At 72.3% G+C, this 24,733-nt stretch carries 23 protein-coding genes; 6 read left to right on the plus strand and 17 right to left on the minus strand.

Annotated features, from left to right (window positions below; genetic code table 11):
* Positions 1-120 precede the first annotated feature (120 nt).
* Together HED23_RS13690 and HED23_RS13695 are read right to left on the minus strand one after the other, a co-directional pair.
* Complete coding sequence (locus HED23_RS13690; protein ID WP_203183698.1) at positions 121-1,215, minus strand: zinc-binding dehydrogenase; 1,095 nt, start codon at positions 1,213-1,215, stop codon at positions 121-123.
* A 40-nt stretch (positions 1,216-1,255) separates the two neighbouring features.
* Positions 1,256-1,723 (minus strand): DUF4334 domain-containing protein, encoded by a 468-nt coding sequence (locus tag HED23_RS13695; RefSeq protein ID WP_203183699.1) that lies wholly within the window; start codon positions 1,721-1,723, stop codon positions 1,256-1,258.
* Between the two features lie 203 nt (positions 1,724-1,926).
* On the opposite strand from HED23_RS13695, the gene HED23_RS13700 reads away from it, so the two are divergent.
* Positions 1,927-2,295 (plus strand): VOC family protein, encoded by a 369-nt coding sequence (locus HED23_RS13700; protein WP_203183700.1) that lies wholly within the window; start codon positions 1,927-1,929, stop codon positions 2,293-2,295.
* Positions 2,296-2,408: 113 nt separating this feature from the next.
* Here the strand turns inward: HED23_RS13700 and HED23_RS13705 are convergent, their stop codons facing one another.
* The 5 genes from HED23_RS13705 to xylB all read right to left on the minus strand — a co-directional run bounded on the left by HED23_RS13705 (position 2,409) and on the right by xylB (position 9,579).
* Positions 2,409-4,301, minus strand: a complete 1,893-nt coding sequence (locus HED23_RS13705) for an ABC transporter ATP-binding protein (protein WP_203183701.1) — start codon at positions 4,299-4,301, stop codon at positions 2,409-2,411.
* 96 nt (positions 4,302-4,397) lie between these two features.
* The gene (locus tag HED23_RS13710; protein WP_203183702.1) at positions 4,398-5,765 is read right to left on the minus strand and encodes a cytochrome P450; all 1,368 of its coding nucleotides are present in this window, start codon (positions 5,763-5,765) and stop codon (positions 4,398-4,400) included.
* A gap of 157 nt (positions 5,766-5,922) precedes the next feature.
* Positions 5,923-6,750, minus strand: coding sequence for a hypothetical protein (locus tag HED23_RS13715; RefSeq protein ID WP_203183703.1), 828 nt, complete (start codon positions 6,748-6,750; stop codon positions 5,923-5,925).
* Positions 6,750-8,027, minus strand: a complete 1,278-nt coding sequence (locus HED23_RS13720; protein ID WP_203183704.1) for a VWA domain-containing protein — start codon at positions 8,025-8,027, stop codon at positions 6,750-6,752. The genes HED23_RS13715 and HED23_RS13720 overlap by 1 nt, the downstream gene beginning before the upstream one ends.
* 70 nt (positions 8,028-8,097) lie before the next feature.
* Positions 8,098-9,579 carry a xylulokinase gene (gene xylB, locus HED23_RS13725; RefSeq protein ID WP_203183705.1) on the minus strand — a complete coding sequence of 494 codons (1,482 nt, stop codon included), beginning with the start codon at positions 9,577-9,579 and terminating at the stop codon, positions 8,098-8,100.
* Between the two features lie 221 nt (positions 9,580-9,800).
* Here xylB and xylA point away from each other — a divergent pair, with 221 nt between their 5' ends.
* Positions 9,801-10,970 carry a xylose isomerase gene (gene xylA / locus HED23_RS13730; RefSeq protein ID WP_203183706.1) on the plus strand — a complete coding sequence of 390 codons (1,170 nt, stop codon included), beginning with the start codon at positions 9,801-9,803 and terminating at the stop codon, positions 10,968-10,970.
* A gap of 62 nt (positions 10,971-11,032) precedes the next feature.
* Here the strand turns inward: xylA and HED23_RS13735 are convergent, their stop codons facing one another.
* The 5 genes from HED23_RS13735 to HED23_RS13755 form a co-directional block, all read right to left on the minus strand.
* Positions 11,033-12,286, minus strand: coding sequence for an ROK family protein (locus HED23_RS13735; RefSeq protein WP_203183707.1), 1,254 nt, complete (start codon positions 12,284-12,286; stop codon positions 11,033-11,035).
* A 116-nt stretch (positions 12,287-12,402) separates the two neighbouring features.
* Positions 12,403-13,701: a phytase gene (locus tag HED23_RS13740; RefSeq protein WP_203183708.1), complete on the minus strand. Its 1,299-nt coding sequence runs from the start codon at positions 13,699-13,701 to the stop codon at positions 12,403-12,405.
* Positions 13,702-13,891: 190 nt separating this feature from the next.
* On the minus strand, positions 13,892-14,539 hold the full coding sequence (locus HED23_RS13745; RefSeq protein ID WP_203183709.1) for a DUF305 domain-containing protein: 648 nt from the start codon (positions 14,537-14,539) through the stop codon (positions 13,892-13,894).
* Entirely contained in the window at positions 14,536-15,186 is a 651-nt protein-coding gene (locus HED23_RS13750; RefSeq protein ID WP_203183710.1) for a DUF3105 domain-containing protein, read from the minus strand. The genes HED23_RS13745 and HED23_RS13750 overlap by 4 nt, the downstream gene beginning before the upstream one ends.
* A 118-nt stretch (positions 15,187-15,304) precedes the next feature.
* A complete protein-coding gene (locus tag HED23_RS13755) occupies positions 15,305-15,727 on the minus strand; it encodes a hypothetical protein (RefSeq protein ID WP_203183711.1) in 423 nt (140 codons plus the stop codon).
* A gap of 71 nt (positions 15,728-15,798) precedes the next feature.
* On the opposite strand from HED23_RS13755, the gene HED23_RS13760 reads away from it, so the two are divergent.
* Positions 15,799-16,725, plus strand: coding sequence for a phospholipid scramblase-related protein (locus tag HED23_RS13760; RefSeq protein ID WP_203183712.1), 927 nt, complete (start codon positions 15,799-15,801; stop codon positions 16,723-16,725).
* Positions 16,726-16,816: 91 nt separating this feature from the next.
* On the opposite strand, the gene pcaC is transcribed toward HED23_RS13760, so the two are convergent.
* From pcaC to pcaH, 4 genes are read right to left on the minus strand one after another with little or no spacing between them, the layout of a single operon-like run.
* Positions 16,817-17,923: a 4-carboxymuconolactone decarboxylase gene (gene pcaC, locus HED23_RS13765; protein WP_420803030.1), complete on the minus strand. Its 1,107-nt coding sequence runs from the start codon at positions 17,921-17,923 to the stop codon at positions 16,817-16,819.
* 56 nt (positions 17,924-17,979) lie between these two features.
* Positions 17,980-19,302 (minus strand): 3-carboxy-cis,cis-muconate cycloisomerase, encoded by a 1,323-nt coding sequence (pcaB, locus tag HED23_RS13770; RefSeq protein ID WP_203183714.1) that lies wholly within the window; start codon positions 19,300-19,302, stop codon positions 17,980-17,982.
* Positions 19,302-19,874, minus strand: a complete 573-nt coding sequence (pcaG, locus tag HED23_RS13775; protein ID WP_203183715.1) for a protocatechuate 3,4-dioxygenase subunit alpha — start codon at positions 19,872-19,874, stop codon at positions 19,302-19,304. The genes pcaB and pcaG overlap by 1 nt, the downstream gene beginning before the upstream one ends.
* Positions 19,874-20,659 carry a protocatechuate 3,4-dioxygenase subunit beta gene (pcaH, locus tag HED23_RS13780; RefSeq protein ID WP_203183716.1) on the minus strand — a complete coding sequence of 262 codons (786 nt, stop codon included), beginning with the start codon at positions 20,657-20,659 and terminating at the stop codon, positions 19,874-19,876. Before pcaH ends, pcaG begins: the two co-directional genes overlap by 1 nt.
* A 219-nt stretch (positions 20,660-20,878) precedes the next feature.
* Between pcaH and HED23_RS13785 the strand changes: the two genes are divergently transcribed.
* On the plus strand, positions 20,879-21,346 hold the full coding sequence (locus HED23_RS13785; protein ID WP_203183717.1) for a MarR family winged helix-turn-helix transcriptional regulator: 468 nt from the start codon (positions 20,879-20,881) through the stop codon (positions 21,344-21,346).
* Positions 21,347-21,417: 71 nt separating this feature from the next.
* Here the strand turns inward: HED23_RS13785 and HED23_RS13790 are convergent, their stop codons facing one another.
* Positions 21,418-22,170, minus strand: a complete 753-nt coding sequence (locus HED23_RS13790) for a VOC family protein (RefSeq protein ID WP_203183718.1) — start codon at positions 22,168-22,170, stop codon at positions 21,418-21,420.
* A gap of 159 nt (positions 22,171-22,329) precedes the next feature.
* Here HED23_RS13790 and HED23_RS13795 point away from each other — a divergent pair, with 159 nt between their 5' ends.
* Positions 22,330-24,018 (plus strand): FUSC family protein, encoded by a 1,689-nt coding sequence (locus tag HED23_RS13795; protein WP_203187467.1) that lies wholly within the window; start codon positions 22,330-22,332, stop codon positions 24,016-24,018.
* Positions 24,015-24,518, plus strand: a complete 504-nt coding sequence (locus HED23_RS13800) for a MarR family winged helix-turn-helix transcriptional regulator (protein WP_203183719.1) — start codon at positions 24,015-24,017, stop codon at positions 24,516-24,518. Before HED23_RS13795 ends, HED23_RS13800 begins: the two co-directional genes overlap by 4 nt.
* Positions 24,519-24,733 lie beyond the last annotated feature (215 nt).

Below are 24,733 nucleotides of genomic sequence, written 5' to 3' on the forward strand. Positions count from 1 at the left end.
CGGCGACTTCGAAGCCGTGGAGCCGGCTCCGGCGGGCCCACCGGAGGGTCACGAGAAGGCGGCACACCCGCACAGCCGCCGGGGCCGGACGCACGCTCAGAAGGATGTCCGGACGCACGCTCAGAAGGACGTGATGACGACCCGTGCCACCTCGGGGTCCCGGAGGGAGGCGTAACCGGTGTCGATCTCGCCCAGGGCGATCTGCCGGGAGACGAGGGCGTCGAGGTCCAGGCGTCCCTGGAGGTACAGGTCCGCGTAACGGGGGATGTCGCGCCGCGGGTTCCCCGATCCCATGATCAGCCCCTGGATGCTCTTCTGTTCCAGCAGCAGCCGGGGCAGCGACAACTTCAGGTCGCCTCCGCTCCCCGCCAGCCCCACGACGTACACGCCGCCACCGAGGGCCGTCATGCGCAGCGCCTGTTCGGTGGTCGCGGCGACGCCGACGACGTCGAACGCGTGCCGGACGCCGCCGCCGGTCAGTTCACGTACGGCCGTGACGGCGTCCGTGGTGGCGGAGTTGACCACGTCCGTCGCACCGAACGCCCGCGCACGCCGCAGTTTGGCGTCCCGCACGTCGATCGCGACGATGCGGGAGGCCCCGGCGATCCTCGCCGCGCCGACCGCGTTCAGCCCGACACCCCCGGCGCCGATCACGGCCACGGTCTCGCCCGCCCGGACGCGCGCGCCGTTGAGGACGGATCCCGCGCCGGTCAGCACGCCGCACCCCAGCAGGGCGGCAGGGGCGAAGGGCAGCCGACGAGGGACGGCGGTCAGCTGGTTCTCGTGGACAAGGGCGTGCTGGGCGAAGCCGCCCAGCCCCATCCCCTGGGTGACGGGCCGGCCGGCGCGGCTGAGCCGTGGCGCGTCGCGCACCGGATCGCGCAGCGTGGTCCCGGGCCTGCCGCACTGGTACGCCCTGCCGTCCACGCACGCCGGGCAGCTGCCGCACCACTGGACCAGGCAGCCCACGACGTGGTCGCCGACCGCGAACGCGCGGGCTTCCGGGCCGAGGCCGCCCACGACGCCGGCCATCTCGTGTCCCAGGACCACGGGAGTGGGGAAGTCCGCGAAGGCATGGGTGGCGACGGTGAGGTCGGTGTGGCAGAGACCGGACGCCCTCACCTCCACCAGGACCTCGCGCCCCAGGGGTTCGGCGATGTCGACGTCCTGGAGTGCGAACCCCCCGCCCACCGAGTCCACCACTGCGGCCTTCACGACCACCTCCGTCCCTGTCGGCCTGGCACTTCGTCCCGGATCAGACTCGTTCGAGGGCGAAGTAGTAGAAGGGGCCGTCGGCGCCGACGCCCTTGCGGTTCATGATGCCCATGAGGGTGTGGTCGTCGACCGCCTTGAAATGATCGAACACCGGCTGACCGTCGTAGACCATGGTGGCCGTCGACTCCCCCCGGAACTCGACCATCCACAGGCTCGCCTCACCCTTGCCGAGTTCGGTGTCGCTGTGGAGCAGGCCGTCCTCACCGCGCATCATGAGCGGCTTGGCGTCGCCTGCCGAGAGGAACCTCTTGCCGTACCAACCGGCCTTCTGCAGCATCCCGTTGAGCGGATGTCCGGTGTCGAACTCACTGCCCTTCCACTCCCCGAGGATCTCCTCCACGCGGACGGTGGGCAACGCGGCCCAGACCGCGTCGAGTTCCTCGGCCGGCACGGCGGAGTCCTCGGCGCGCAGGACGGCGAACCGGGTCCGTGCCTCGTCGATGCCCATGGGCTTCCCTCCTCGTCGGGTGAAACAAACATCCGCAGTATGTATCACTGTTGCGTGGGAGGCCAGGGGGCGTAGCGGACATCCTCGGCCGGTGCTGCGGGCCGGGATCCTCGCGTCCTCGCCGCCGTCCCGGCCGGATGCCTCCGCCCCGCAGCCGCCGTACCGTGGGACGGAGCGGTTACGACACGGACACGGGAGCCGTCATGGCCGGAGAGATCTCGTTCTTCGAACTGGGCGTCGCCGACCCCGAGCGGGCCCGGACCTTCTACGCGAGGCTCTTCGGATGGACCTTCGAGCCCGGGACGACGGAGGGTGGTGGATACGCGATCCGCACCCAGGGGAGTCGTGGCGGGGTGCACGGAGGGGACCCCGGCGCAGGCCCGTACGTCTTCTTCCGGGTGGACGACATGCGGACGGCCGTCGCTCTCGTACGCGCGCTCGGCGGCACGGTCGCGGAGGACGCCGATGCGGGCGGTGACGAGGATGCCGTCGCCCGCTTCGGCCGTTTCCGGCTGTGCCACGACGATCAGGGCTCCCCGTTCGGCCTGCACCAGCCTCCGGACGGGTTCTGAGCCGACGCCCGCGCAGGTCCCGGCCGGGTGGCGGCGGAGAGCCCCCGTCCCCGCCCGCCGGGGGAGCCGGCGGGCGGGGACGGGGGCCGCGGCGTGCGCGGGCGAGGGGGCGGTCAGGGGGCCGACCGGACGGTCGCCTCCGTCCCCGGCCGCTCGAACTGGGTCCGGTGCAGCTCCTCGTACCGGCCTCCGAGGCCCATCAGCGTCTCGTGCGTGCCGCGTTCGACCACCCGGCCGTCCTCGACGACCAGGATCAGGTCCGCGGCCCGCACCGTCGACAGCCGGTGGGCGATCACCACCGCGGTACGCCCCTCCAGGGCCTCGGCCAGTGCCTCCTGGACGGCGGCCTCCGAGGTCGAGTCGAGGTGGGCGGTCGCCTCGTCCAGGATCACGACCCGCTGACGGGCCAGCAGCAGACGGGCGATGGTCAGCCGCTGGCGTTCGCCGCCGGAGAGCCGGTAGCCGCGCTCGCCGACGATCGTGTCCAGTCCGTCGGGCAGTGACGCGACGAGACCGTCCAGACGGGAGCGGCGCAACGCGTCCCAGATCTCCTCCTCGGTGGCCTCCGGCCGGGCGAGCAGGAGGTTGGCGCGCACCGACTCGTGGAAGAGGTGCCCGTCCTGCGTGACCATGCCGAGCGTCTCCCGGATCGAATCGGCCGTCAGGTCGCGTACGTCGACGCCGTTGAGGCGTACGGCCCCCGCGTCGGTGTCGTACAGCCGGGGGAGCAGCTGGGCGATCGTCGACTTCCCGGCTCCGGAGGATCCCACGAGTGCGACCATCCGGCCGGGCTCCGCCGTGAAGGAGACGTCGTGCAGCACCTGGGCGCCGCTTCCCGAGTCCAGCGTGGCGACCTCCTCGAGCGAGGCTAGGGAGACCTTGTCGGCGGAGGGGTAGCCGAAGGAGACCCCCTCGAACTCCACGGAGACCGGCCCCTCCGGGACGCGGCGGGCGTCTGGCTTCTCCGCGATCAGCGGCTTGAGGTCGAGGATCTCGAAGACCCGCTCGAAGCTGACCAGGGCGCTCATCACCTCTACCCGCGCCCCGGCCAGTGCCGTCAGCGGTGCGTAGAGCCGGGTGAGGAGCAGGGCGAGGGCGACGACGGCGCCGGGTTCCAGGCTGCCGCGCAGCGCGTAGTAGCCGCCGAGTCCGTAGACCAGGGCCAGGGCGAGGGCCGACACGAGGGTGAGTGCCGTGATGAAGGTGGACTGGAGCATCGCCGTGCGGACGCCGATGTCACGCACCCGTCCCGCGCGGGCGGCGAATTCGGCGGACTCGTCGGCCGGGCGTCCGAAGAGCTTGATGAGCGTCGCGCCCGGGGCCGAGAAGCGTTCGGTCATCTGGGTGCCCATGGTGGCGTTGTGGTCGGCGGCCTCCCGCTGGAGGTCCGCCATCCGCGCGCCCAGCCGGCGGGCGGGGACGACGAACACCGGCAACAGCACCAGGGCGAGCAGCGTGATCTGCCAGGAGATCGTGAGCATCACGGCAAGGGTCAGCAGCAGGGTGACAAGGTTGGAGACGACACCGGAAAGGGTGTTGCTGAACGCCCGCTGGGCGCCGATCACGTCGTTGTTGAGCCGGCTGACCAGCGCGCCGGTCCTGGTGCGGGTGAAGAAGGCGACGGGCATCCGCTGGACGTGGTCGAACACCGCGGTACGCAGATCGAGGATCAGCCCCTCGCCCAGGGTCGCCGACAGCCAGCGGACGAGGAGCCCGAGCCCGGCCTCGGCCACCGCGATCAGGGCGATGAGCAGGGCGATCCACGCGACCGTCCCGGCCCGCTCGCCCCGCACGATCGCGTCGACGACGCGGCCCGCCAGCACCGGTGTGGCCACCGCCGACAGCGCGGTGACCACGCTGAGGAGCAGGAAGCGGAGGATCCTGCCCCGGTGCGGCCGGGCGAATGCCGCGATGCGGTGAAGTGTGGCCCGGGAGAACGGCCTGCGGTCCTTCTGCGCGTTCATCGTGCTGTGCAGTGAATGCCACGCGGTGACTTCCATGTCCATGCGGTGCCTCCGAAGTCGGTCGGTATGCATGGCACGCTAGGACCTCAGGCAAACTTGAGGTCAAGCGTTCCCGACCGGCTTCACCCGTCGGCGCGTTCAGCGCGCCCGTACGGTCGCCAGGACCTCCCGGTCCGGCTGCAGTGTCAGCGTCGGTACCGGGTTGACGGTGCCCGGGTCCACCTCCAGCTCGAACCTGCGCGCCAGGACGGCGAGGATCAGCACCGACTCGACCATCGCGAAGCGTGTGCCGAGGCAGACGCGGGGCCCGCCGCCGAACGGATACCAGGCGTACTCGGGAATCTCGTCCCCGTCCTCCGCGTCCCACCGCTCGGGGCGGAACGCCTCGGGCTCCGGGAACCACCGCTCGTCCCGGTGCGTGGCCCACTGGCTGCTCCACACCCGCGTGCCCTCCGGCATCGGCACGCCACCGAGCCGGGCGCCTTCCTTGGCGATCCCGGTGACCAGCCAGATCGTCGGGTACAGCCGGAGGGTCTCCTTCACCACCGCCTGGGCGTAGGTCAGCCGTGCGTAGTCGTCGATGCCCGGCTCCCGGTCGCCCAGCACCCGGTCCAGCTCCTCGGTGAGTGCCGCGAGTGCGTGCGGGGTGCGGGAGAGCAGATACCAGGCCCACACCAGTGTCGAGCTGGTCGTCTCGTGACCGCCGATGTAGAGCGTGACCGTCTCGTCGCGGATCTCCTTGTCGGAGAGGTGGGCCCCGGTCTCGTCCACCGCGGTGAGCAGCCGGCTCAGCAGGTCGGGGCGCTCCCCCTCCCCGTCGCGATGGCGGGCCACCACGCGCCCGACCTCGGCGTCGATGACCGCTGCGGCCTTCTTGATCCTGTTCCGCCCGGGAGTCGGCACCCAGTCGGGCAGGACGGCGCCGAGGCCGCTGAACTCCTTGCCTATCTCCTGCTGGGCGATGTCCATCGCGCGGCCCATCGACTCCGCGTCGGCGGGGGTGTCCACCCCGAAGATGGTCCGGACGGCGATCTTCTGTGTCAGAGCCGCCATCGCCCGCTTGATGTCGACGCGCTCGCCGCCCGACCAGGAGTCGGCCAGCTCCACCGCGCACGCCGTCATGGTGGCGGCGTACGACTTCACCTGCTTGGGGCGCACCGAGGGCTGTACCAGCGACCGCTTGCGCCGCCAGTCGCTGCCGCGCGCGACGACCACACCGTTGCCCATCACCGTACGGAAGGCTATGCCCAGCAGCGGCTGGTCGAAGGTGCGCTCCGTCTCGGTCAGCAGTTCACCGATGCACTCGGGATCGGCGATGAACACGCAGTCGTTGCGGCCGAAGCGCCAGCGCACCATGTCCCCGTACCCGCGCAGGCGCTCGAAGAAGGCGAGCGGGTCCTTGCCGAACTGCGGGAGGCTCCCCAGTAAGGGGAGGCCCCTCGGCCCCTGGACGAGCCGGTGACCGCGCGGCTCGGTGTCGAGGGCCGCACCGGTTTCCGTGGACATGGGGGTCTCCCGTCATCTGCCTTGCGCAGTAGGTGAGTTGCTGAGCCTAGCGGCAGTCGTCGGGAGTCCGACGCGTGGATTCCAGCCGTGCCGGGAAGCACACGGCCGAGGGCCGCAGGCCACGGCCTGCGGCCCTCGGTGCGGGGTTGCGGCGCCGTCAGGCCCTCGGCGGCACCCCCGACGGACGTCCGCCGCCGCGCGTCAGGGAATAGCCGAACACCGCTGCCAGCGCGGCGAGCACACCGCCGCCGACGGTCCACAGCCACCGGTCCGTCCACCAGCCCGAGGACCAGCCGTCCTCCGGTTCGGTACCCGCCGGGGCGGAACCGCCCTGAGCCGACACGGTGGAGACCCCCGGCACCAGGGGCTCGGCGAGGGCGCCGTCCACATCGTGGGCGCCGCCCCCGTCGGCGGAGGTCACTTCGGTCTCGACGTGGACCGGCAGGCCGAGGTCCTCCTCATCCAGGCCGACCACCGTCAGACGGATGTAGTAGCTTCCGGGCAGCGGGTCGGAAGCCCACGGCTCGGACCAGGCGCGCACGGTACGCAGCACGCAGGACAGTTCGACGGCACCCGTGTCGGGCGCCGCCTTCCTGGTCTGGTGGCCGTACACGCAGGCCTGCCGGCGGCGGAGCCCGTCGTACACGTCGACCTGCCAGGTGGACGCGCCGTGCGGGGTGGCGCTCTCCGGCAGGCTCACCTTCGCGCGGACGGTGGGCCGTTGCCCGGCGTCGGCGGGGAAGGCCCAGTACAGGTAGTCACCGGTGGACGCGTCCGCGGTGGCCGTCTGCCCCTGCCGGACCGCCGTGGCGGTGCGGAAGGTGGTGCCCGCCTCGGTCGGGCCTGCCGCCTCGCCGTCCGCCGGGCTCGCGCTCGCGGACGGGTCGTCGGCGACGGCCGTGCCCGCCGAGGTGAGCAGGGTGACGGCTGCCAGCAGCACCCCCACGCATCCGCGCCTCAAGCTGTTTCTGCGGGTGGTACGCATCAGTTGGTCCTCCATACGGCGACGCGCCAGCGCGAGATCCAGCCGAACACCAGGCCGGCGATCAGTCCGGTCAGCACCAGCACACCCAGCAGCCACCAGCCGCGGCCCAGTCCGAACGCGGCGGCGTCGGCCGCCTCGTCGGGAGCGTCCACCAGATCGATGGTCAGCTCGACGGGCATACCGGGAGTGGTCTTCACGGACGCGGGCGCCGAGAAGGAGTTGCCGAGCTGGAGGCACACCACCTCGGCGGCGGGCTTCACATCGGCGTCGACGTCGTCCATCTCGGGCTTGGGGTAGCGCAGTCCGGTGGAGACGGCGTCCGTGCGCCCGGTGCCGCCCTCGGCACCCCGGACGATCTCGCGGCCGTGCGTGGTCAGGGCGCGCAGCAGGACCCCGTAGTCGTTGTCGACGGCGCGGTCCGCCGACACGCTCACCGAGGCGCGCAGTTCCTGGCCGGGCAGGACGTCCACCCGGTACCAGCGGTGCTTGCCGATCTCCTGCCGGTCCGTGTAGAGCCCGGGCTTCAGCTCGGGGGCCGAGGAGCAGCTGCCCGCGCCCTCGGTCGCCACCGGGGTGATGACGGGCTCGGCGGCCCTGTCCACCAACTGCTTGACGCGTGTCGAGAGTTCATCGGTGTGCTGGACCGCCGTGTAGGTGCCACCGGTGGCCTCGGCGATGCAGGTCAGCTGCTGCCGGATCTTGGCGTTCGGCACCAGACCGAGCGTGTCGATGACCAGGTGGATCCCCTTGGCGGCGATGTCGCGCGCGACCTCGCAGGGATCCAGCGGACCGCAGGTGTCCTCGCCGTCGGTGATCAGGACGATCCGCCGGGTGGCGTCCCCGCCCTCGAGGTCGTCGGCGGCACCGAGCAGGGCCGGTCCGATCGGGGTCCAGCCGGTCGGCGCCAGAGTGGCGACGGCCGTCTTGGCCTCCGTGCGGTCGAGCGGGCCGACCGGGTAGAGCTGCCTGGTGTCCTTGCAGCCGGTCTTCCGGTCGTCGCCCGGATAGTCGGCGCCGAGCGTACGGATGCCGAGTTCGACCTCCTCGGGCACCGCGTCCAGGACGTCGTTGAACGCCTGCTTGGCGGCGGACATCCGGGACTCACCGTCGATGTCACGCGTGCGCATGGAACCGCTGACGTCAAGGACCAGCTCGACCTTGGGCGAAGCGGCGGTGGGAGGTTCGTCGGCTGCGGCCGGAAGGGCGGTGCCGAGCCCGGCGGCCAGGGTGGCGAGCAGAACGCACACCCCGGCCGTCAGCCGTTTTCTTATGATCATCGCCGGATCTTATTGAAGATCCACAGTCAACCTCAAAACGCGTGCTACGGGCGCGATCCCGGGTTCTTCCTCATCGGCCGAGCACTGGCTCCGCCGCCCTGTCCAGAACCGAACCGACGCGCTCCCAGGTCTCGGTGTCCCTTTCCACCGGCGGGAGTTCGGCGTCCTCCGCCTTCGCGTTCCACCGGGTCGCGATGGCGACCGGGTCGCCCCCGCCCGCCGCGGAGGCGGCCAGCGCCGCCGCGCCGAGTGCGACGAGCTCGCCGCCGGCCGGCACGATCAGGGGCCGGCCTGAGAGCCGGCGCACCGTCTCCACCCAGGTGCGGCCCTGGGCGCCGCCGCCGATCAGCCGGAGCGGCCGGCCGGCGACCTCGGGGTCGGCCGGGTCGAGGCCGCACGCCCGCAGCAGCTCGTCGAGCGCCCGCAGCACGGTGAAGGCCGCGCCCTCGTAGGCCGCGCCGAGCAGCTGCTGCGGCGTGGTGTCGTGGCGGAGCCCGGTGAGCAGGCCGGAGGAGTGGGGAAGGTCCGGCGTGCGCTCGCCGTCGAGGTACGGGAGGAGGACGGCCTCGCCGCCGGGCGTCGCGTCGTCGCGGTGCAGTCCGAGCAGGCCGGCCACCTTGTCGACGGCCAGGGTGCAGTTGAGGGTGCAGGCCAGCGGGAGGTACGTACCGTCTGCCGCGGCGAAGCCGGAGAGGGCCGTGGAAGCGGGGCGGGCCAGGGACGCCGCGAAGACCGTGCCGGAGGTACCGAGGCTCAGGACGGGATGGTCCAGCAGTCCCGCGCCGCCCAGGCCGAGGCCCACGGCGGCGCTCATGTTGTCACCGGTGCCGGCCGCGACGGCGATCCCGGCCGGCAGGCCGAGTGCCTCGGCCGCCGACTCGGTGAGGGAGCCGACGCGGGTCCCGCCCGTGGCGGCGACCTCCGGGAGCATCGACACGTCCAGGCCGAGGCGGTCCAGGAGCTCCGGGTCGTAGGCCCCAGTGACCGTGGAGTACCAGCAGGTGCCCGACGCGTCCCCCGGGTCCGTCGCCGCGACGCCCGCGAGCCTCTCCGTGAGGAAGTCGTGGGGCAGTCGCACGGCGGCCGTGGCCTCGGCGTTCGCCGGGTCGTTCTCGCGCAGCCACCGCCACTTGGTCGCGGTCATGGAAGCGACGGGCACGGTGCCGGTGCGCGCGGTCCACGCCTCGGGGCCGCCCAGCTCCTCGACGAGTGCGGCGGCCTGCGGCGCGGACCGCGTGTCGTTCCAGAGGAGCGCGGGGCGCAGCGGGCGGCCGGTCCCGTCGAGGGTCACGAGGCCGTGCTGCTGTCCTGCGACGGCGATGCCGGTGACGGCGGACGCGGAGAGCCCCGACTCCTTGAGCCCGGCCGCGACGGCGTCGCACAGCGCGCGCCACCAGACCTCCGGGTCCGTCTCGCGCGCTCCGCCCTCACCCGTGACGACGTGCGGGGCGCGGCCGACGGCGAGCAGCTCACCGGTCTCGACGTCGGTGACTGCAGCCTTGGTGGACTGGGTGGAGCTGTCCACGCCGATGACGACGGTACGCGGCGGCATGGGCTACCTCTTCTCGTGCGGTTTCCGGTGGTGCGGGTTTTGGGAGTGCGACAAACAAATTACGTGATCGACGGCGTCCGGAACAGGGGTGGCCCTCGTTTCGTCGTCCGGGGGGTTACGTCCACACGGTGGCGCGTGCATAATTAATCATGTCAGTGAACAAATAGGCCCGGGGTACTGACGACGACTCCGGACCCCAGGCAGGCGAAGGCGGACACACCATGACCGAGCGCTTCACTCCCACCCCTGCGGACAGGTTCACCTTCGGTCTGTGGACCGTGGGCTGGCGTGGCAACGACCCGTTCGGTGACGCGACGCGTCCCGCGCTGGACCCGGTCGAGTCGGTGGAGCGGCTCGCCGAGCTCGGCGCGCACGGTGTGACGTTCCACGACGACGACCTGATCCCCTTCGGGTCCACCGAGGCCGAGCGGGCCCGGCTGATCGGCCGGTTCAAGGACGCGCTGGAGCGCACCGGGATGAAGGTCCCGATGGCCACCACCAACCTGTTCACGCACCCCGTGTTCAAGGACGGCGGCTTCACCTCCAACGACCGCGACGTGCGCCGTTTCGCGCTGCGCAAGGTCATCCGCAACATCGACCTGGCCGCCGAGCTCGGCGCGAAGACCTATGTCGCCTGGGGCGGGCGCGAGGGCGCGGAGTCCGGCGGGGCCAAGGACGTGCGCGTGGCCCTGGACCGGATGAAGGAGGCCTTCGACCTCCTGGGCGACTACGTCACCGAGCAGGGCTACGACCTGCGCTTCGCGATCGAGCCCAAGCCCAACGAGCCCCGCGGCGACATCCTGCTGCCCACGATCGGCCACGCCCTGGCCTTCATCGAGCGCCTGGAACGCCCCGAGATGGTCGGCGTGAACCCGGAGACCGGCCACGAGCAGATGGCCGGACTGAACTTCCCCCACGGCATCGCCCAGGCCCTGTGGGCCGGCAAGCTCTTCCACATCGACCTCAACGGCCAGTCCGGCATCAAGTACGACCAGGACTTCCGCTTCGGCGCCGGCGACCTGCGCCAGGCGTTCTGGCTCGTCGACCTCCTGGAGACCTCCGACTACACCGGATCCCTCCACTTCGACTTCAAGCCCGTGCGCACCGACGGCATCGACGGGGTCTGGGAGTCCGCGAAGAACTGCATGCGCAACTACCTCATCCTCAAGGAGCGCGCCACCGCCTTCCGTGCCGACCCCGCCGTCCAGGAGGCCCTGACCGCCTCCCGCCTCCACGAGCTCGCCGAGCCCACCGCCGCCGACGGCCTCAAGGCACTCCTCGCCGACAGGTCCGCCTACGAGGACTTCGACGCCACCGCCGCAGCGGAACGCTCCATGGCCTTCGAAGCCCTCGACCAGCTCGCCATGGAACACCTCATCGGCGTCCGCTGACACCGGCCCCGTGGGCACCCGGCGCAACCGCCGGGTGCCCACGGCCCCAGCAGGGCCCGCTGTCAGGCGTCCATGGACGAAGGGGCGTACGCCACCGGGTCGGCCAGCACGTCCTGCACCACCAGCGCCGCCGCGCCGCGCGCCGCGTCACCCGCGACGGACGACGCGCGCAGCCTGCCGCCGCCCCTGGACCAGAGACCGGACACCACACGGTCCGTCAGTTCCTCGTCGGCGGGCGGCGAGAGCCACGGCATCAGGTTGCGGTAGATCCCGCCGAGCACGACCGCGTCCGGGTCGAACAGATTGACCGCGCCCGACAGCACCTGCCCCAGCATCCGGCCGGCGTCGGCCACGGCTGCCAGCGTCACCGGGTCGCCCGCCTGCGCGCGACGCTCCAGCTCCATCACTCCTGCCGCCCCGCCCGTGCCCTCGTCGACGCCGGCGGCGCGAAGGAGAGCCGACTGGCCGGCGTACTGCTCCAGGCAGCCGCGCGAGCCGCAGCGGCACTCCGGACCCGCGGGGTCCACGACCACGTGCCCGATCTCCCCGGCGAAACCGTGTGCTCCGCGCAGCAGTTCCCCGTCGAGAACCAGGGCGCCGCCGACACCGATCTCGCCCGTCAGATAGAGGAAGCTGCGGACCGCGTCGAGCCCGCCGAACCAGAGCTCGGCCAGTGCCGCGAGGTTCGCCTCGTTCTCCGAGCGCACGGGCAGCGGTGCCGTGCCGGGACGCAGGCCGGCGAGTGACTCCGCGAAGAGCTCCTCGGCGGCGACCTGGTTCCAGCCCAGGTTCGGCGCCTGGCGAACCGAGCCGCCCGAGACGAGTCCCGGCAGCGCGAGCGCCGTACCGACCGGACGCAGATCCTGCTCCCGCGCCGAGTCCAGGGTGCGGGCGGCGATCCCGGCCGCCCGGGCCAGGACCTCCTCGGGCGGGGCGCCGCGGTTGTCCAGGTGCTCGGTCTGCCGCACCCGGCCGGTGCCCGCCAGATCCACGACGCACACCGACACGTAGTCGATGTTGATCTCCACCCCGAGCCCGGCGGGTCCGGTGCGCGCCACCTTCAGAGCCGTGCCGGGGCGCCCCGCCTGGCCGCTGAACGTCTTCCCCGACTCCGTCACGAAGCCGCTGTCCAGCAACTGCTCGACCAGGGAGGACACCGCGGCCCGGGTGAGCCCGACCCGGGCCGACACTCCGGCCCGGGTCGCCTCACCGGCCTCACCCTCGTCCCGTACGGCGCGCAGCACGAGGCTCAGGTTGTGGCGCCGCACGGTGTCCTTGTCGGCCTTGGACCCCAGGGGCGCGAGGTAGCTCTTCATATCGCCGACGAGCCTAAGCGATGCCCGCCGGAACGCGGCTCGCGGTACTCGGGGTACTCGCGCGTACTCGCGTGCCCGGGGTACTCGCGTACTCGCGTCACGAGGCGCGGGCCGCGTTACATGTCCGCGGCGTCCGTCACCGCGCCCAGGTCGACGAACTTGAAGCCGGTCGCCTCCCGGCCCTCCTCGTCGCCCGACGCGGAGGTCTCGTGGCCGTCCTGCACGACGAGCAGTCCGTTCGGATAACGCGATCCCAGCGGCTCGTTGAGCACTGCGGCACCGTCGCACTCCTCGCTGCCGTCGAGGTCGGCCGATACGGCGGTGACACGGAAGCCGCCCTCGTACTCGTTGCCCTCGGAGAGCTCGCGGTCGTAGAGGGCGAAGCTGTCGTCACCCTGGCCGGAAGCCATGAGGTAGCCGTCGCCGCCGGACTCCTCGAAGAGGGTCAGACCCTCCACGTCCGCTGCCAGGCGCTTTCCGCCGAAGCCCGGGTCGGCGCCGGGCTCGCACTCCTCGGTTCCCGGGTCGTAGGTCCCGGGGACGCCGTACTCACGGACCTTGTCCACCAGGACCGGGCGCCCGTCCAGCCCGGCGGGCAGCCGCCAGATGCCGACGTCCTCCTGGCCCGCGTAGAGCGTTCCGTTCTCCGGGTCGACGACCATGCCCTCGACCTGCGGCAGCTCACCGGGCTCGCCGCACGGTGTCCACCTGGTGCCGTCCGGGAGCCGGAAGGACGAGGGGAGCGAGAGGGTGCGCACCAGGCGGTAGCCCACCGTGCCCGCCGCCGTCGGCCGCAACTCCAGCAGCGCGAGGTCCGTGGTGTTGCGCCGGCTGACGAGCGCGTACGAACGGCCGGTGGAGCGGTCCTGCCAGGTGGCCAGACCGTACGCGGTCCGCTGCTCGTTGATCTCGGCCTGACCGGACGAGAAGACCGGGGCGGCACCGGGATCGGTGACGTCCTTCAGCGGGCCGCCGGGCTGCGAGGGGTCGACGCGGTAGATACGGAGCCGGTCGTTGCCCCGGTCGCTCACCACGGCCACATCGGCGCGGCCGGACGGGGTGCGGAGGCCGGTAACCAGGTCGACGTTGTTGAACCTGCCCGGGGCGTCGTCCTCCGATCCCGGTGCCGGCGCCGGGATCGTCTGGACCAGGGACGCGTCCAGACCGTAGACCCGCAGGCCGCCCTCCTTGGCCGTCGCGACGACCAGACTGCGGCCCGGATCGGCGTCGTTGCGCCAGATCGCGGGGTCGTCCGCGTTGGCGTTGCCGCCCGCCTCGTCGTCGTACAGCGCGGCCGTCTCGGCCGTCGCGCCGACGGACGGCAGTGACCGTGCGTGGGCGGGGGACAGCGGGACGAGGGTGATCAGAGCCGTGCCGAGGAGGGCGGTGGCCGCGAGGCGAGGCGAGCGGTGCATGCGCACGGATGCTTCCTGTCGTGAGAGGGACATGTCCATGACTCGTCAGGAAGTGTCGGGCGGCGCAGGGCCGCTGGGGTGTCGTGCCCATGAGGAGGACACGGGCACCAGGTGAATTCGCGGCGCCGCGGGCCGGGCGGATCCGGCGGCGTGTGCCACCGGAGCCGTCCCGACGCCGCGGCCCGGGATGTCAGGGCTTCGCGCCCCGGGCCTTCAGCATGTCGGCCATGAGCGTGATCTCCGAAAGCTGCGCCCGGTCCATCCCCGAGGCCAGACTCCTGATCTCCTCCGTGCCCGCCGCACCGGCCGCCGCCTCCGCCATGTCGGCCCCGGCACGGTGGTGCACGGTCATCAGCCGCAGGAACAGCACCTCGGCGTCCCGGCCCTCGGCCGCGCGCAGCGTGTTCAGCTGGGTGTCCGTCGCCATGCCCGGCATGAGGGAGCCGTCGGACGGGGTGACGGGGTGGCCCATCCACTCCATCGGCGGCCGGTCCGAACTCTTGGGCCGGTCCCAGGTCTCCAGCCAGCCCAGCATCATGCCGCGCTGGTTGGCCTGGGTGTTGATGATGTCGTACGCGAGCCGGCGCACGTCCTCGTCATCGGTGCGGTCCCGGACGATGAACGCCATCTCCACCGCCTGCTGGTGGTGGACCGACATGTCCCGGGCGAAGCCCACATCTGCCGAGCTCTCCGCGGGGACGGCGCCGGATGCTCCGGAGCCGGACGAGGAAGCCGCCGAAGGTTGTACGACCATCAGCAGGACGAGACCCACGGCCACGGCGAACACCACGGCCCCCGCCCAGACCAGCGAACGGGGAGCGCGCGCGGACGGGGTCACTTGGCGACACCGCCGGAGCAGGCGGCGCCCGGCTCCGGGGTCTGGGCCCCTTGGACGTACTTGGTGAAGAACTGTGCGACGCGGGCGTCGGTGGCGCTCTTCACGGTGAGCTGCTTGCCCCAGGCGCTGAGCATCAGCGGGTCCTTCTGGTCGGAAACGGGGCTCATCAGGGAGTAGGGCGTCTTGGAGACGCGCTCGGAGAGCGCCTTGACGTCCGCCTCCTTCGCCTTGTCGTTGTACGTGACCCAGACGGCGCCGTGCTCCAGGGAGTGGACGGCGTTCTCGTTCGGTATCGCCTCGGTGTAGACGTCGGCGTCGCAGTTCATCCACACCGGGTTGTGGTTACCGCCCACGGGCGGGTTCATCGGGTAGTCGACGGGCGTCTCGACGTGGTCCTGGGCCAGGTCGTCCCAGGACTTCTCTCCGGTGACGGGCGAGGTCCTGGCCTTTTCCTCGGCCTTGTCCTGCTCGTCGGCGGCCGACATCAGGTAACCGCCCCCGGCGACGAGGCCGGCGACCACGGCGACGGCCGCGGTGATCGTGATGATGCGGCTCCGGCGCTCTCGGGCGCGTTCCTTGCGGCGGGCCTCCTCGAGCTTGGCGCGGCGCGCGGCGGCAGAGCTGTTCTGATTCTTGGCGGAAGCCATGTCAGGTCCTCGGGTTCAGCGGATCGCGGGCGCGGAAGGCGCGCCACGCGGGGGGACAAGGGCGCACGGATTCACCCCCTTCGCGCGTCGGCGGCGCGGAGGGCGGTTCCGGGGCGGCCTAGATCCGCTGGACCTGCAGGCGTAGTTGGTCCACGGCGCCCACGGCGTCGTTGGCGGGCCCGCGGATGGCCGCGGCGCCCGTGAGCGGGGCGGCCGGGAGCGCGGCCGAGGGGCAGGGCAGGGCGACGGGGGCGGGGTGGCCGGGCAGCACGACGGCCGTGGAGTGGTCCGCCGTCCCGTGACAGGAACTGCCGATCCCGCGTTCGTCAGGGGCGTCGGCCACGACGACCGAGGCTGCCGCCTCGGGGGTCGGGGTGAAGGCCCTGACCGCGGTTCCGGAAGGGGCCTCGGCGCGGGGTGACGACGTGCCGGCGGGGGAGCAGCAGAGGAACACCGCCACGAGCAGCAGTGCCCAGACCGGTGCGACGGGCAGGCCGATGCCGCCCCGTCGCCGGTCCGTCCGTCCGCTCGCTCTGGTCATCGCCGCCATCGTAAATGGTGTGTGAATCTTCAATGAGTTCGGCCCACAGCTTGGCAGGATAGTGTGCCCCGGTGACGACGCAATCGAACGTACCTGCGGGTTGGCATCCTGATCCCCATGGGGCGCCCCAACTGCTGCGCTACTGGGACGGCTCCCGCTGGACCGAGCACACCCACCCGGTCCAGGAGCAGGCACCCGCCCAGGCCCAGGCGCCCGTAGCTGCTCAGCCGCAAGCCGCTCAGTCGCACGCGGCGCCTTACGCCCCCCAGCCGCAGGCCGCGACGTCGTACGCCGCTCAGCCGCAGCAGCAGGCCGCTCCGCAGCAGGCGGCTCCCCAGTTCGTTCCCCAGCAGGCGCCCCACGTACAGGCCGTTCCCCAGCAGGGCGCGCCCGGTGCCGGCTCGCTGTTCAACCAGCAGGTCCTGGTCGTCAACCAGAAGGCCAAGCTGATCGAGCTCACCAACGAGTACAGCGTCTTCGACCAGCAGGGCAACACCGTCGGTTCGGTCGCCCAGGTCGGTCAGAGCAGCTTCCGGAAGGTGCTCAGGTTCGTCTCCAGCATCGACCAGTACCTCACCCACCGTCTGGAGATCCGCGACGCCTACGGGCAGCCGCAGCTGCTCCTGACCCGCCCGGCGAAGTTCATCAAGTCCCGGGTCGTCGTGCAGCGCCCGGACGGACAGCCCGTCGGTGAGATCGTCCAGCAGAACGCGATCGGCAAGATCAACTTCGCCATCATGGTCGACGGGCAGCAGGTCGGAGCGATCAAGGCCGAGAACTGGCGCGCCTGGAACTTCGCCATCGTCGACCGCAACGACGCCGAGATCGCCAGGATCACCAAGACCTGGGAGGGCCTGGCGAAGACCATGTTCACCACGGCGGACAACTACGTGCTGCAGATCCACTACCAGCTCCCCGAACCGCTGCTGAGCCTCGTCGTGGCGACGGCGCTGACCGTGGACACCGCACTGAAGCAGGACGCCCGCGGCTTCGGCTGACCTTCCGGCAGACCGGCCCGGCGTCCCGCAGCGCGACGTGCACGCCGATTCCGGTACGACACGCACGTCCTCGCCGGCTGAGGGAAGACGGTCAGCCCGTCCCGCCGTCCCGGTGCTGCGCCCGAGCGGTCCCGTCCAGCTCCGCCAGCACCCGCTCTGCCACCGCGAACGCCGCGTTCGCGGCCGGGACCCCGCAGTAGACCCCCGTCTGCAGGAGGGCCGCGCCGATCTCCCGCGGGCTCAGACCGTTGCGCACCGCTGCCCGGACGTGCATCGCCAGCTCGTCGTGATGGCCGTGGGCGACCAGGGCGGTCAGTGTGATCAGGCTGCGTTCGCGCCGGGACAGCGTGGGGTCGGTCCAGATCTCGCCCCAGGCGTAGCGGGAGATGAAGTCCTGGAAGGGGGCGGTGAACTCCGTGGTCCGCGCCTGCGCGCGGTCCACATGCGCATCGCCGAGCACCTCACGTCGCACCGCCGTCCCGCTGTCGCGCTCCCTGGGCGTGAAGTGGGCGCGCAGGGCCTCCCGCACGGCCTCCGGACGTTCGGCGGGGGCCAGGTGGGAGGCGTGCGGCAGCTCGGTCAGCGAGGCGCCCGGGATCCCGTCGGCGATCTCCCGGGCGTGTGCGGGCGGTGTCGCCGGGTCGTCGCGGCCCGCGATGACCAGCGTCGGCGCGCGTACCGCTGACAGCCCGGGCCGCAGATCGCACTCGGCGAGTGCGTCGCAGCAGGCGGCGTACGCCGAAGGATCCGTACCCAGCAGGTCGTCGAGCAGCCGGGGCTCGGTGAATCCGGGCGTGAACCAGCGGCCCGCCGCGCTCTCCGCGACCTTGCCGAGGCCTTCGGAGCGCACAAGGGCGGCCCGCTCCCGCCACGGTCCCGGGTCACCGAAGTGGGCGGACGAACAGACGACGGCCAGCCGGCCGACGCGTTCCGGGTGGTGGACGGCGAGCCAGAGGCCCACCGCACCGCCGAGCGACACCCCGGCGTACGAGAACCGCTCCAGGGACAGCGAGTCGGCGAGCGACAGGACCAGGGCGCCCAGGTCGGCGATCCCGGCCCCGGGGCCGATCAGGTCCGCCGGCGAGCCGCCGTGCCCCGGCAGGTCCCACCGCACGACCCGGTGGGTCGCGGACAGTTCGGGGGCGACGCCGTCCCAGAGCGCGGTGGAGGTGCCGAGGGACGGGCCGAGCAGGAGCACCGGAGCGCTCGGCGGCCCCTCGGCGCTGTGGTGGAGGATCCGGGACGGTGTCGTGGTCATCGGCGCTCCAGAGCGCGGTCGGTGAGAAGCCCCGCGCTGCCGGTGTACCGGGCGGGGTCGGTCAGTTCTGCCAGATCGAGGCCTTCGAGGGCGGGCTCCTCCGCGAGGATCTCCGCGAGTGGCCTGCCCTCGTCGCGGGCCCTGCCGGCTGCTCCGGTGAGGATCTCCCTGGCGCGGGCGTGGCCGACCCGCCCGGCTGCGACGACGGCCAGGCGTTCCGACACGATCAGTCCGCCGGTCAGCGCCAGGTGGCTGCGCATGGCCGACGGGAACACCCTCAGCCCCTCGGTGAGCTCCACGGCGTCCCGGGCCGCCCCGCCGACCAGGCGCAACAGGTCGCGCAGCGGCTCCCATTCGGCGTGCCAGGCCCCGGCGGGCCGTTCGTCCTCGGCGGCGAGCGAGCCGTACAGCGTGGCCGCCGCCGCGGGCGCGCGGCGGGCCGCGGCGGCGATCAGGGTGGCGCGGACCGGGTTGGCCTTGTGCGGCATCGCCGAGGAGCCGCCGCCGGAGCCCTCCGCGAGCTCGGCGATCTCGGTGCGGGACAGGATGAGCACATCGGCCGCCGTCTTTCCGAGCGCGCCCGCCGTGAAGGCGAGCGCACCGGCCAGGTCCGCGACCGGGGTACGCAGGGTGTGCCAAGGCAGCAGGGGCTCGGCGAGGCCCAGTTCCCGGGCGTAGGCTGGGACGATCTCCATCCCGTCCGCGCCGGCCGCCGAGAAGGCGGCGAGCGTGCCCGCCGCACCGCCCAGCTGGACGGGGAGCGCGTCGCGCACCGTCCGTACCCGGTCCCGTGCGTCGAGCACCAGCGACCGCCAGCCCGCCGCCTTGAGGCCGAAGGTGGTCGGCACGGCGTGCTGCGTCAGGGTCCTGCCGGGCATCGGCGTGTCGCGATGCCCGGCCGCCAGCCGCTCCAGCGCGTCGGCGGTCCGCCCCAGGTCGTCGAGGAGGATCGTCAGCGTCCTGGATGCCACCAGCATCGCCGCCGTGTCGAGGATGTCCTGGCTCGTCGCGCCCCGGTGCACGTGGGGCCGCACGTCCTCGTCGACCGCCGCCGAGAGGGCGGCGGCCAGCGGGATCACCGGATTGCCGCCGGACCGGGCCCGCAGCGCCAGGTCCCGCACGTCGAACCGGCTCGCGTCCGCCGCCGCGGTGACCGCCCGCCCCGCCCCGGAGGGGGCGAGCCCGGAGGCCGACATGGCCCGCGTCAGCGCGGCCTCGGCGTCCAGCAGCGCCTGGAGGAAGGCATGGTCGCCGGTGGCGGTCTCGGCGGCGGAGCCCGCCCGTCCGGGGGCGAGGAGCCCGGCATCGCTCTCGTGCATCAGCTGAACTCCAGGAAGACCGTCTCGTCGTCGCCCTGGAGACGGATGTCGAAGCGGTAGGTGCGCGGATCGGTGCGTGTAGCGATCAGTGTGGCGCGCCGCTCCGCGTCGAGCGACCCCAGCAGCGGGTCGCCCGTCCCCGCACCCTCGTCGAGAAGGTCGGGCAGATACACGCGGGTGTACAGATGGTGGACCAGGCCGCGGGCGAACACGGCCGCGCAGAGGTAAGGGACCCCACCAGGCCGGAGCGTACGCACGAACCAGCGCCCCGCGGCGTCCGTCGGCGCCCGGCCGAACCCGGTGAAGTCCACCCCGTTCCGTCCGGTCACCCTGCCGGTCGCGGGATCGTGGCGCAGCGATCCCGGGAGGCCGGTGCGCGATCCGTCGGGTGCGGACTGCCAGGTCTCGACGATCGCGTCGGGCACGGGGTCGCCCCGGCCGTCGAGCACGTAGCCGTGCACGGTGACCGTACCGGGATGCCCGGCAGGGGCGACCTCGCTGCCGCCGGGGAAGGGCAGGGCGTAGCCGTAGAACGGTCCCACGGTCTGGGAGGGAGTCGGGGCGTGGGACATCAGGCGTCGCCTTCTTCCTCGGTCCAGGTGGCGCACGGTCCGTCCAGGACCATGTCCCAGCGGTAGCCGAGGGACCACTCGGGAACGGACAGGTCGTGGTCGTACGTCGACACGAGCCGCTCGCGCGCGGCCCGGTCCGTGACGGAGCGGATCACCGGGTCGTAGGGGAGCAGCGGATCGCCGGGGAAGTACATCTGGGTGACGAGCCGCTGGCTGAACGACGTGCCGAACAGCGAGAAGTGGATGTGCGCGGGGCGCCAGGCGTTCGTGTGGTTGCGCCACGGATAGGCGCCCGGCTTGACGGTGGTGAACGAGTAGCCGCCGTCGTCGTCGGTCAGGCAGCGTCCGAACCCGGTGAAGTTGGGGTCGAGTGGTGCCGGGTGCCGGTCGAGCTGGTGGGCGTACCGCCCGGAGGCGTTGGCCTGCCACACCTCCACGAGCTGCCCCCGCACCGGCCTGCCGGCCCGGTCCAGCACCCGGCCGCTGACGGTGATCCGCTCGCCGAGCGGCTCGCCGTGGTGCTGCGCGGTGAGGTCGCGGTCCAGGGCGGTCACGTCCGTGACGCCGAACGCCGGCCCGGACAGTTCCACCGCCTCCGGATCGCGCAGGGGTACGGGCGAGCGGTGCGGGTGGCGGAAATGGCTGCTGCGGTACGGGGGATAGTCGCGGGGCGGATGGTGGGCGCCCGGTTCCGCCGCGGCCTGGGCCCTGGCCACCTCGGCGTCGATCTCCCGCTGGCTCAGGCCGTCGGGCAGCGGATGTGAGGGAAGGTCACGTGCGGTCATGTCACGGCTCCGTGAAGTGCTGATAATGCTCAGTACACTGAGTAAAAAGCGATGGCCATGAAGCTACCCAGGGCTTGCTGTCATGGTCAATACCCTCAGTACACTGTGTATCTTCGGCGTTCCCGCCCAGGGAACCGGCGTCATCCCGGTCCACGGTGCCGGGTGCCGGTGTCATTCCGGCCGACGGTGCCGGCGGCCGACAGAGGAGAGGGCGGTTCCGTGCAGGCGGTCGATCTCAGCACCCACCCCGGGCATCTCGCCCGGCGTCTTCAGCAGGCCCACCACCTGCTCTGGAACACGATGGTCTCCCAGGAGACCACCTCGCCCCAGTTCGCCGTGCTCAACGCCCTGACCGCCGAACCGGGCCTGGACCAGAGGACCGTGGGGGAGCGGGTCGGCCTCGACAGGTCCACCGTCGCCGAGGTGATCACCCGTCTGCTGCGCCGTGAGCTGCTGGACAAGGTGCGCGACCCGCACGACGGGCGGCGCTTCCTGCTGCGTCTCACGGACGAGGGCGCGCGCACCCACCGCCTGCTGGCCCTGCGTACGGTCGGGATGAACCAGGTCTTCCTGGGCCCGCTCTCCCCGGACGAACGGCAGACGCTCTTCGACCTGATGCGCCGGGCGGCGGACGCCGCCGAAGCCTTCCGGCTGCCGGAGGAGGCCGGGCCCCCGGCGGGCCGGTGACGACACGTCCTCAGGGTGTGACGACACTCCTCAGGGTGTGACGACACTCCTCAGGGTGTGACGACAGGTCCTCAGGGTGTGATGATGCCGAACCGCGCGCCCTGGGCGTCGCGGAGCGTGGCGACCCAGGGCCCGCCCGGGACGTGCGTCGGGGGCGAGAGCGGCTCTCCGCCCGAGGTCAGGGCCATGGCGGCCGTCGTCCCGGTGTCGGGGACGGTGAAGTAGGGCAACCAGTGCGGCGGCGTCCCGGCCTGTTCGCCCTCGTCCTGCGCCTTCATGCCGCCGAAGTCGGCTCCGTCCACACCCCAGTGGGTGAAGCGTTCGGAGACGTCGGCCGTCCAGCCGAACACCGCAGGGTAGAAGGCGAGCGCGCCCTGCGGATCCGGGGTGCGGAGCTCGGTCCAGCCGAGGGCCCCCGGATCGTTGAAGCGCCCCGCGCCCTGGAAGGCGCGTGCCTGCCAGAGGGTGAACACCGCCCCGGACGGATCGGCGGCCACCGCGAACCTGCCCTGGTCGAAGACGTCCATCGGGCCCATCAGTACCGTGCCGCCTGCTCCTCGCACGGCATCGGCCGAGGCGTCCGCGTCGTCGGTGGCGAAGGAGACGGTCCAGGCGGACCGCTGCTCCGGTCGGTAGAGGGGGCTGAAGGCCGCGACGGCGTCCTCGCCGACGCGCGCCGTCGTGTACCCGCCGGCCTCCGGGCGCGGATCGGTCTCGGACCGCCAGCCGAAGAGCCCTGCGTAGAACGCCTGGGCGGCCCCCACGTCCGGGGTGCTCAGCTCGACCCAGCAGGGACCTCCGGGTACCGGCTTGGTGAGCTTCATCTGTTTCCTCCCGAGGCATCCGGCCTGTCTCGTTCCTACGCTGCTGTCCAGAACGCTAGGGCTGCGCCGAGGCGGCGGCTACCGGAGACGGTCCATCGGCAGGCGAAAGTATTTTACGTGTGTAACACCTGTTAAAGTAAATGAGTGAGTGATACATCCATGCGACTCCGGAAGCCATCCGTCCACAAACTGCCGGTCATCGGTGTCCTGCGGCTGAAGAGTCCCGCGGAGATCTGGTACAAGCCCGCGCTGAGTGTGGTGGTCGCCTCGGCCGTCCCGAATCTGCTGCTGTACTCGCTCGACCGCCTCGACCTCGTCATGTACACGATGGCGGGTTCGCTCTGTGCGCTCTACGGGCACAACCTGCCGTACGCCCGCAGGGCCCACACCGTCCTCCGCGTGATCCTGGGGATGGCCGCGGGATTCGCCGTCGCCCTGGTCGCCGCCTCGGTCACCGGCTCGACCGCCGTGCTGATCGCCGTCGGAGCGCTGCTCGCAGCCGTGCAGAAGATCTTCTGCGACGCGACCCGCATCGGCCCGCCCGGCAACGTGATCTTCGCCTTCGTCACCTCGGCCGCGCTCTTCGCCCCGCAGGAAATCGGGCAGGTTCCGGGCCACATGGCGCTGATGCTGGCCGCGGGCGCCTTCTCCTGGCTGGTCACCGCCGGCCCGGTCCTCTGGCACAGGGAGGGGCCGGAGCGTCTCGCCACCGCCCGCGCGCTCGACGCCGCCGCGGTGTACGCGGCGGAGCCCGACGCCCGGACCCGGCACGCCGCGGCCTCGGCGATCCACGCCGCCTGGCAGTCGCTGCTGGCCGCCGGACGCCCCACCCCCGTACGCCGGGAACTGGAGCGGCTCGTCGTCCACGCCGAACGCGCCCTGGCCACCACCGCGGCCGACGGCCGCCTCTCCGGCGCCGACCCGGGGGAGCTGCACCGCTGGGCGACGGCCACTCGCGCCCGCGGCCCGGTGCCCGCCCCGCCGCCCGCACCCGGCACCGTCGAGCAGCTCTTCGGGATCGATGCCGAACGGGCCGGACAGCGGATGCGACGCGGCCGGCGCGAGGCGCGACGCAGGCTGCTGCGCGCCCTCGGCCCCGGATCCCCGGTGCTGCCGGTCGCCTTCCGTACCCTCATCGGGTGCGCCCTGGCCGGCTACGTGTCCTCGGCGCTCGGCGTGGGTCACCCGTACTGGGCCCTCGTCACCGCCGCCTCCGTCTATCAGCCCAACCTCACCCTCTCCTGGAGCAGGGCGCTGCAGCGGACCGTCGGCAACCTTCTCGGCGTGCTGGTCTTCGCGGCCGTCATCCCGCTCGCCCGGGTGAGTCCGCTGGCCCTCGTCCTGTGCGTGCTCTTCTTCAACTTCGCCGCCGAGGCCCTGATCACCCGCAACTACTGGCTCGGCTCCGTCGCCGTCACCCCGATGGCCCTGCTGATCCTGGAGTTCGGCGGCTTCCAGCCGGCGGGGGAGCTCATCGCCGACCGGGCCCTGGACACGCTGGTGGGTGTCGGGGTCGGCTTCCTCGCCGCGGTCGCCGTCACCAACCGCCGGGCGTCCGGCCGCGTGGAACGGGCACTCGCCGCCGCGGGGGAGGCCCGCGACCGCGCCGAGCGGGCGGTCGCCGACCCCACGGCCGACGCCCTCACGCTGGAGACGGCACGCAGGAGGCTCACCGCCTCCCTCGTCGAGCTGCGTGACGCCGGCGACGTCGCGGAGGGCGAATGGTGGCAACGCGCTCTGCCCGAGGAAGAGCTGCTGGCGGCCGAGCAGGCAGGACACCGTACGCTCGCGGCGACAGCACAACGGCAGGGGCTGACCACCCTGCCCCCGGCGAACGGAGCGGTGTGACCGACGACATCGTGGCCTCGGTGGTGCGGCAGTGGCAGGCCGTCAACCCGGGCCTGGACACCAGACCGATGGAGATCATCGGCCGCATCAACCGCTGCGCGGCACTGCTCCAGCAGGCCGAGGACGCACCACTGCGCGCCGCCGGACTCACCCGCGCCGAATTCGATCTGCTCGGCGCGATGCGGCGCACCGACCGCGAACTCACCCCCGGCGAGCTGGCCCGCGAGACCTTCTCGTCCGGAGCGGCCGTCACGAAACGGCTGCGAGCCCTCCAGGAATCCGGTCTGATCGGCCGCCGCAGCGATGCCAGGGACCGCCGGGTCGCCCACGTCGGGCTGACGGAAGCGGGGCGTGAACTGGTGGACCGTCTGCTGCCCGATCAGCTCGCCTACGAGCGGTCGGTGCTGTCCGGACTGGACGAGGAGACCCGCAGTGGGCTCGGCGGGCAGCTCGGCGAGCTGCTGGTGCAGCTGGAGGGCCGGCTCGGCGGCCGTCGCTGAACCGCGGCGCTCCCATGGGCGGAGGGCGCCGGGCCGTTCCTGCGCGACCGGGGCCGCCTCACCGACGGTAGCCGAGCCGCCGGGCCGGGAACGGCCTTGCCCCGGTGGACCGGGAGCCGCCGGGGCGTCCCCCGACGACTCCGTGCCGAAGCACTCGCACACCTGTCCGTCGCTCAGGAATCTGCGCCTTTCGATCCGATTCGATCACATGTGCC

The organism is Streptomyces pratensis, from assembly GCF_016804005.1.
In the GTDB taxonomy this organism is placed as follows: Bacteria; Actinomycetota; Actinomycetes; order Streptomycetales; family Streptomycetaceae; genus Streptomyces; species Streptomyces pratensis_A.

What these genes read in the sequence shown, in the direction of transcription:
- HED23_RS13695 (WP_203183699.1), bottom strand. Translation starts at nt 1,723, where the DNA reads ATGGGCATCGACGAGGCACGGACCCGGTTCGCCGTCCTGCGCGCCGAG.
- HED23_RS13700 (WP_203183700.1), top strand. Translation starts at nt 1,927, where the DNA reads ATGGCCGGAGAGATCTCGTTCTTCGAACTGGGCGTCGCCGACCCCGAG.
- HED23_RS13705 (WP_203183701.1), bottom strand. Translation starts at nt 4,301, where the DNA reads ATGGACATGGAAGTCACCGCGTGGCATTCACTGCACAGCACGATGAAC.
- HED23_RS13710 (WP_203183702.1), bottom strand. Translation starts at nt 5,765, where the DNA reads ATGTCCACGGAAACCGGTGCGGCCCTCGACACCGAGCCGCGCGGTCAC.
- HED23_RS13715 (WP_203183703.1), bottom strand. Translation starts at nt 6,750, where the DNA reads ATGCGTACCACCCGCAGAAACAGCTTGAGGCGCGGATGCGTGGGGGTG.
- HED23_RS13720 (WP_203183704.1), bottom strand. Translation starts at nt 8,027, where the DNA reads ATGATCATAAGAAAACGGCTGACGGCCGGGGTGTGCGTTCTGCTCGCC.
- xylB (WP_203183705.1), bottom strand. Translation starts at nt 9,579, where the DNA reads ATGCCGCCGCGTACCGTCGTCATCGGCGTGGACAGCTCCACCCAGTCC.
- xylA (WP_203183706.1), top strand. Translation starts at nt 9,801, where the DNA reads ATGACCGAGCGCTTCACTCCCACCCCTGCGGACAGGTTCACCTTCGGT.
- HED23_RS13735 (WP_203183707.1), bottom strand. Translation starts at nt 12,286, where the DNA reads ATGAAGAGCTACCTCGCGCCCCTGGGGTCCAAGGCCGACAAGGACACC.
- HED23_RS13740 (WP_203183708.1), bottom strand. Translation starts at nt 13,701, where the DNA reads ATGCACCGCTCGCCTCGCCTCGCGGCCACCGCCCTCCTCGGCACGGCT.
- HED23_RS13750 (WP_203183710.1), bottom strand. Translation starts at nt 15,186, where the DNA reads ATGGCTTCCGCCAAGAATCAGAACAGCTCTGCCGCCGCGCGCCGCGCC.
- HED23_RS13755 (WP_203183711.1), bottom strand. Translation starts at nt 15,727, where the DNA reads ATGACCAGAGCGAGCGGACGGACGGACCGGCGACGGGGCGGCATCGGC.
- pcaB (WP_203183714.1), bottom strand. Translation starts at nt 19,302, where the DNA reads ATGCACGAGAGCGATGCCGGGCTCCTCGCCCCCGGACGGGCGGGCTCC.
- pcaG (WP_203183715.1), bottom strand. Translation starts at nt 19,874, where the DNA reads ATGTCCCACGCCCCGACTCCCTCCCAGACCGTGGGACCGTTCTACGGC.
- pcaH (WP_203183716.1), bottom strand. Translation starts at nt 20,659, where the DNA reads ATGACCGCACGTGACCTTCCCTCACATCCGCTGCCCGACGGCCTGAGC.
- HED23_RS13790 (WP_203183718.1), bottom strand. Translation starts at nt 22,170, where the DNA reads ATGAAGCTCACCAAGCCGGTACCCGGAGGTCCCTGCTGGGTCGAGCTG.
- HED23_RS13795 (WP_203187467.1), top strand. Translation starts at nt 22,330, where the DNA reads ATGCGACTCCGGAAGCCATCCGTCCACAAACTGCCGGTCATCGGTGTC.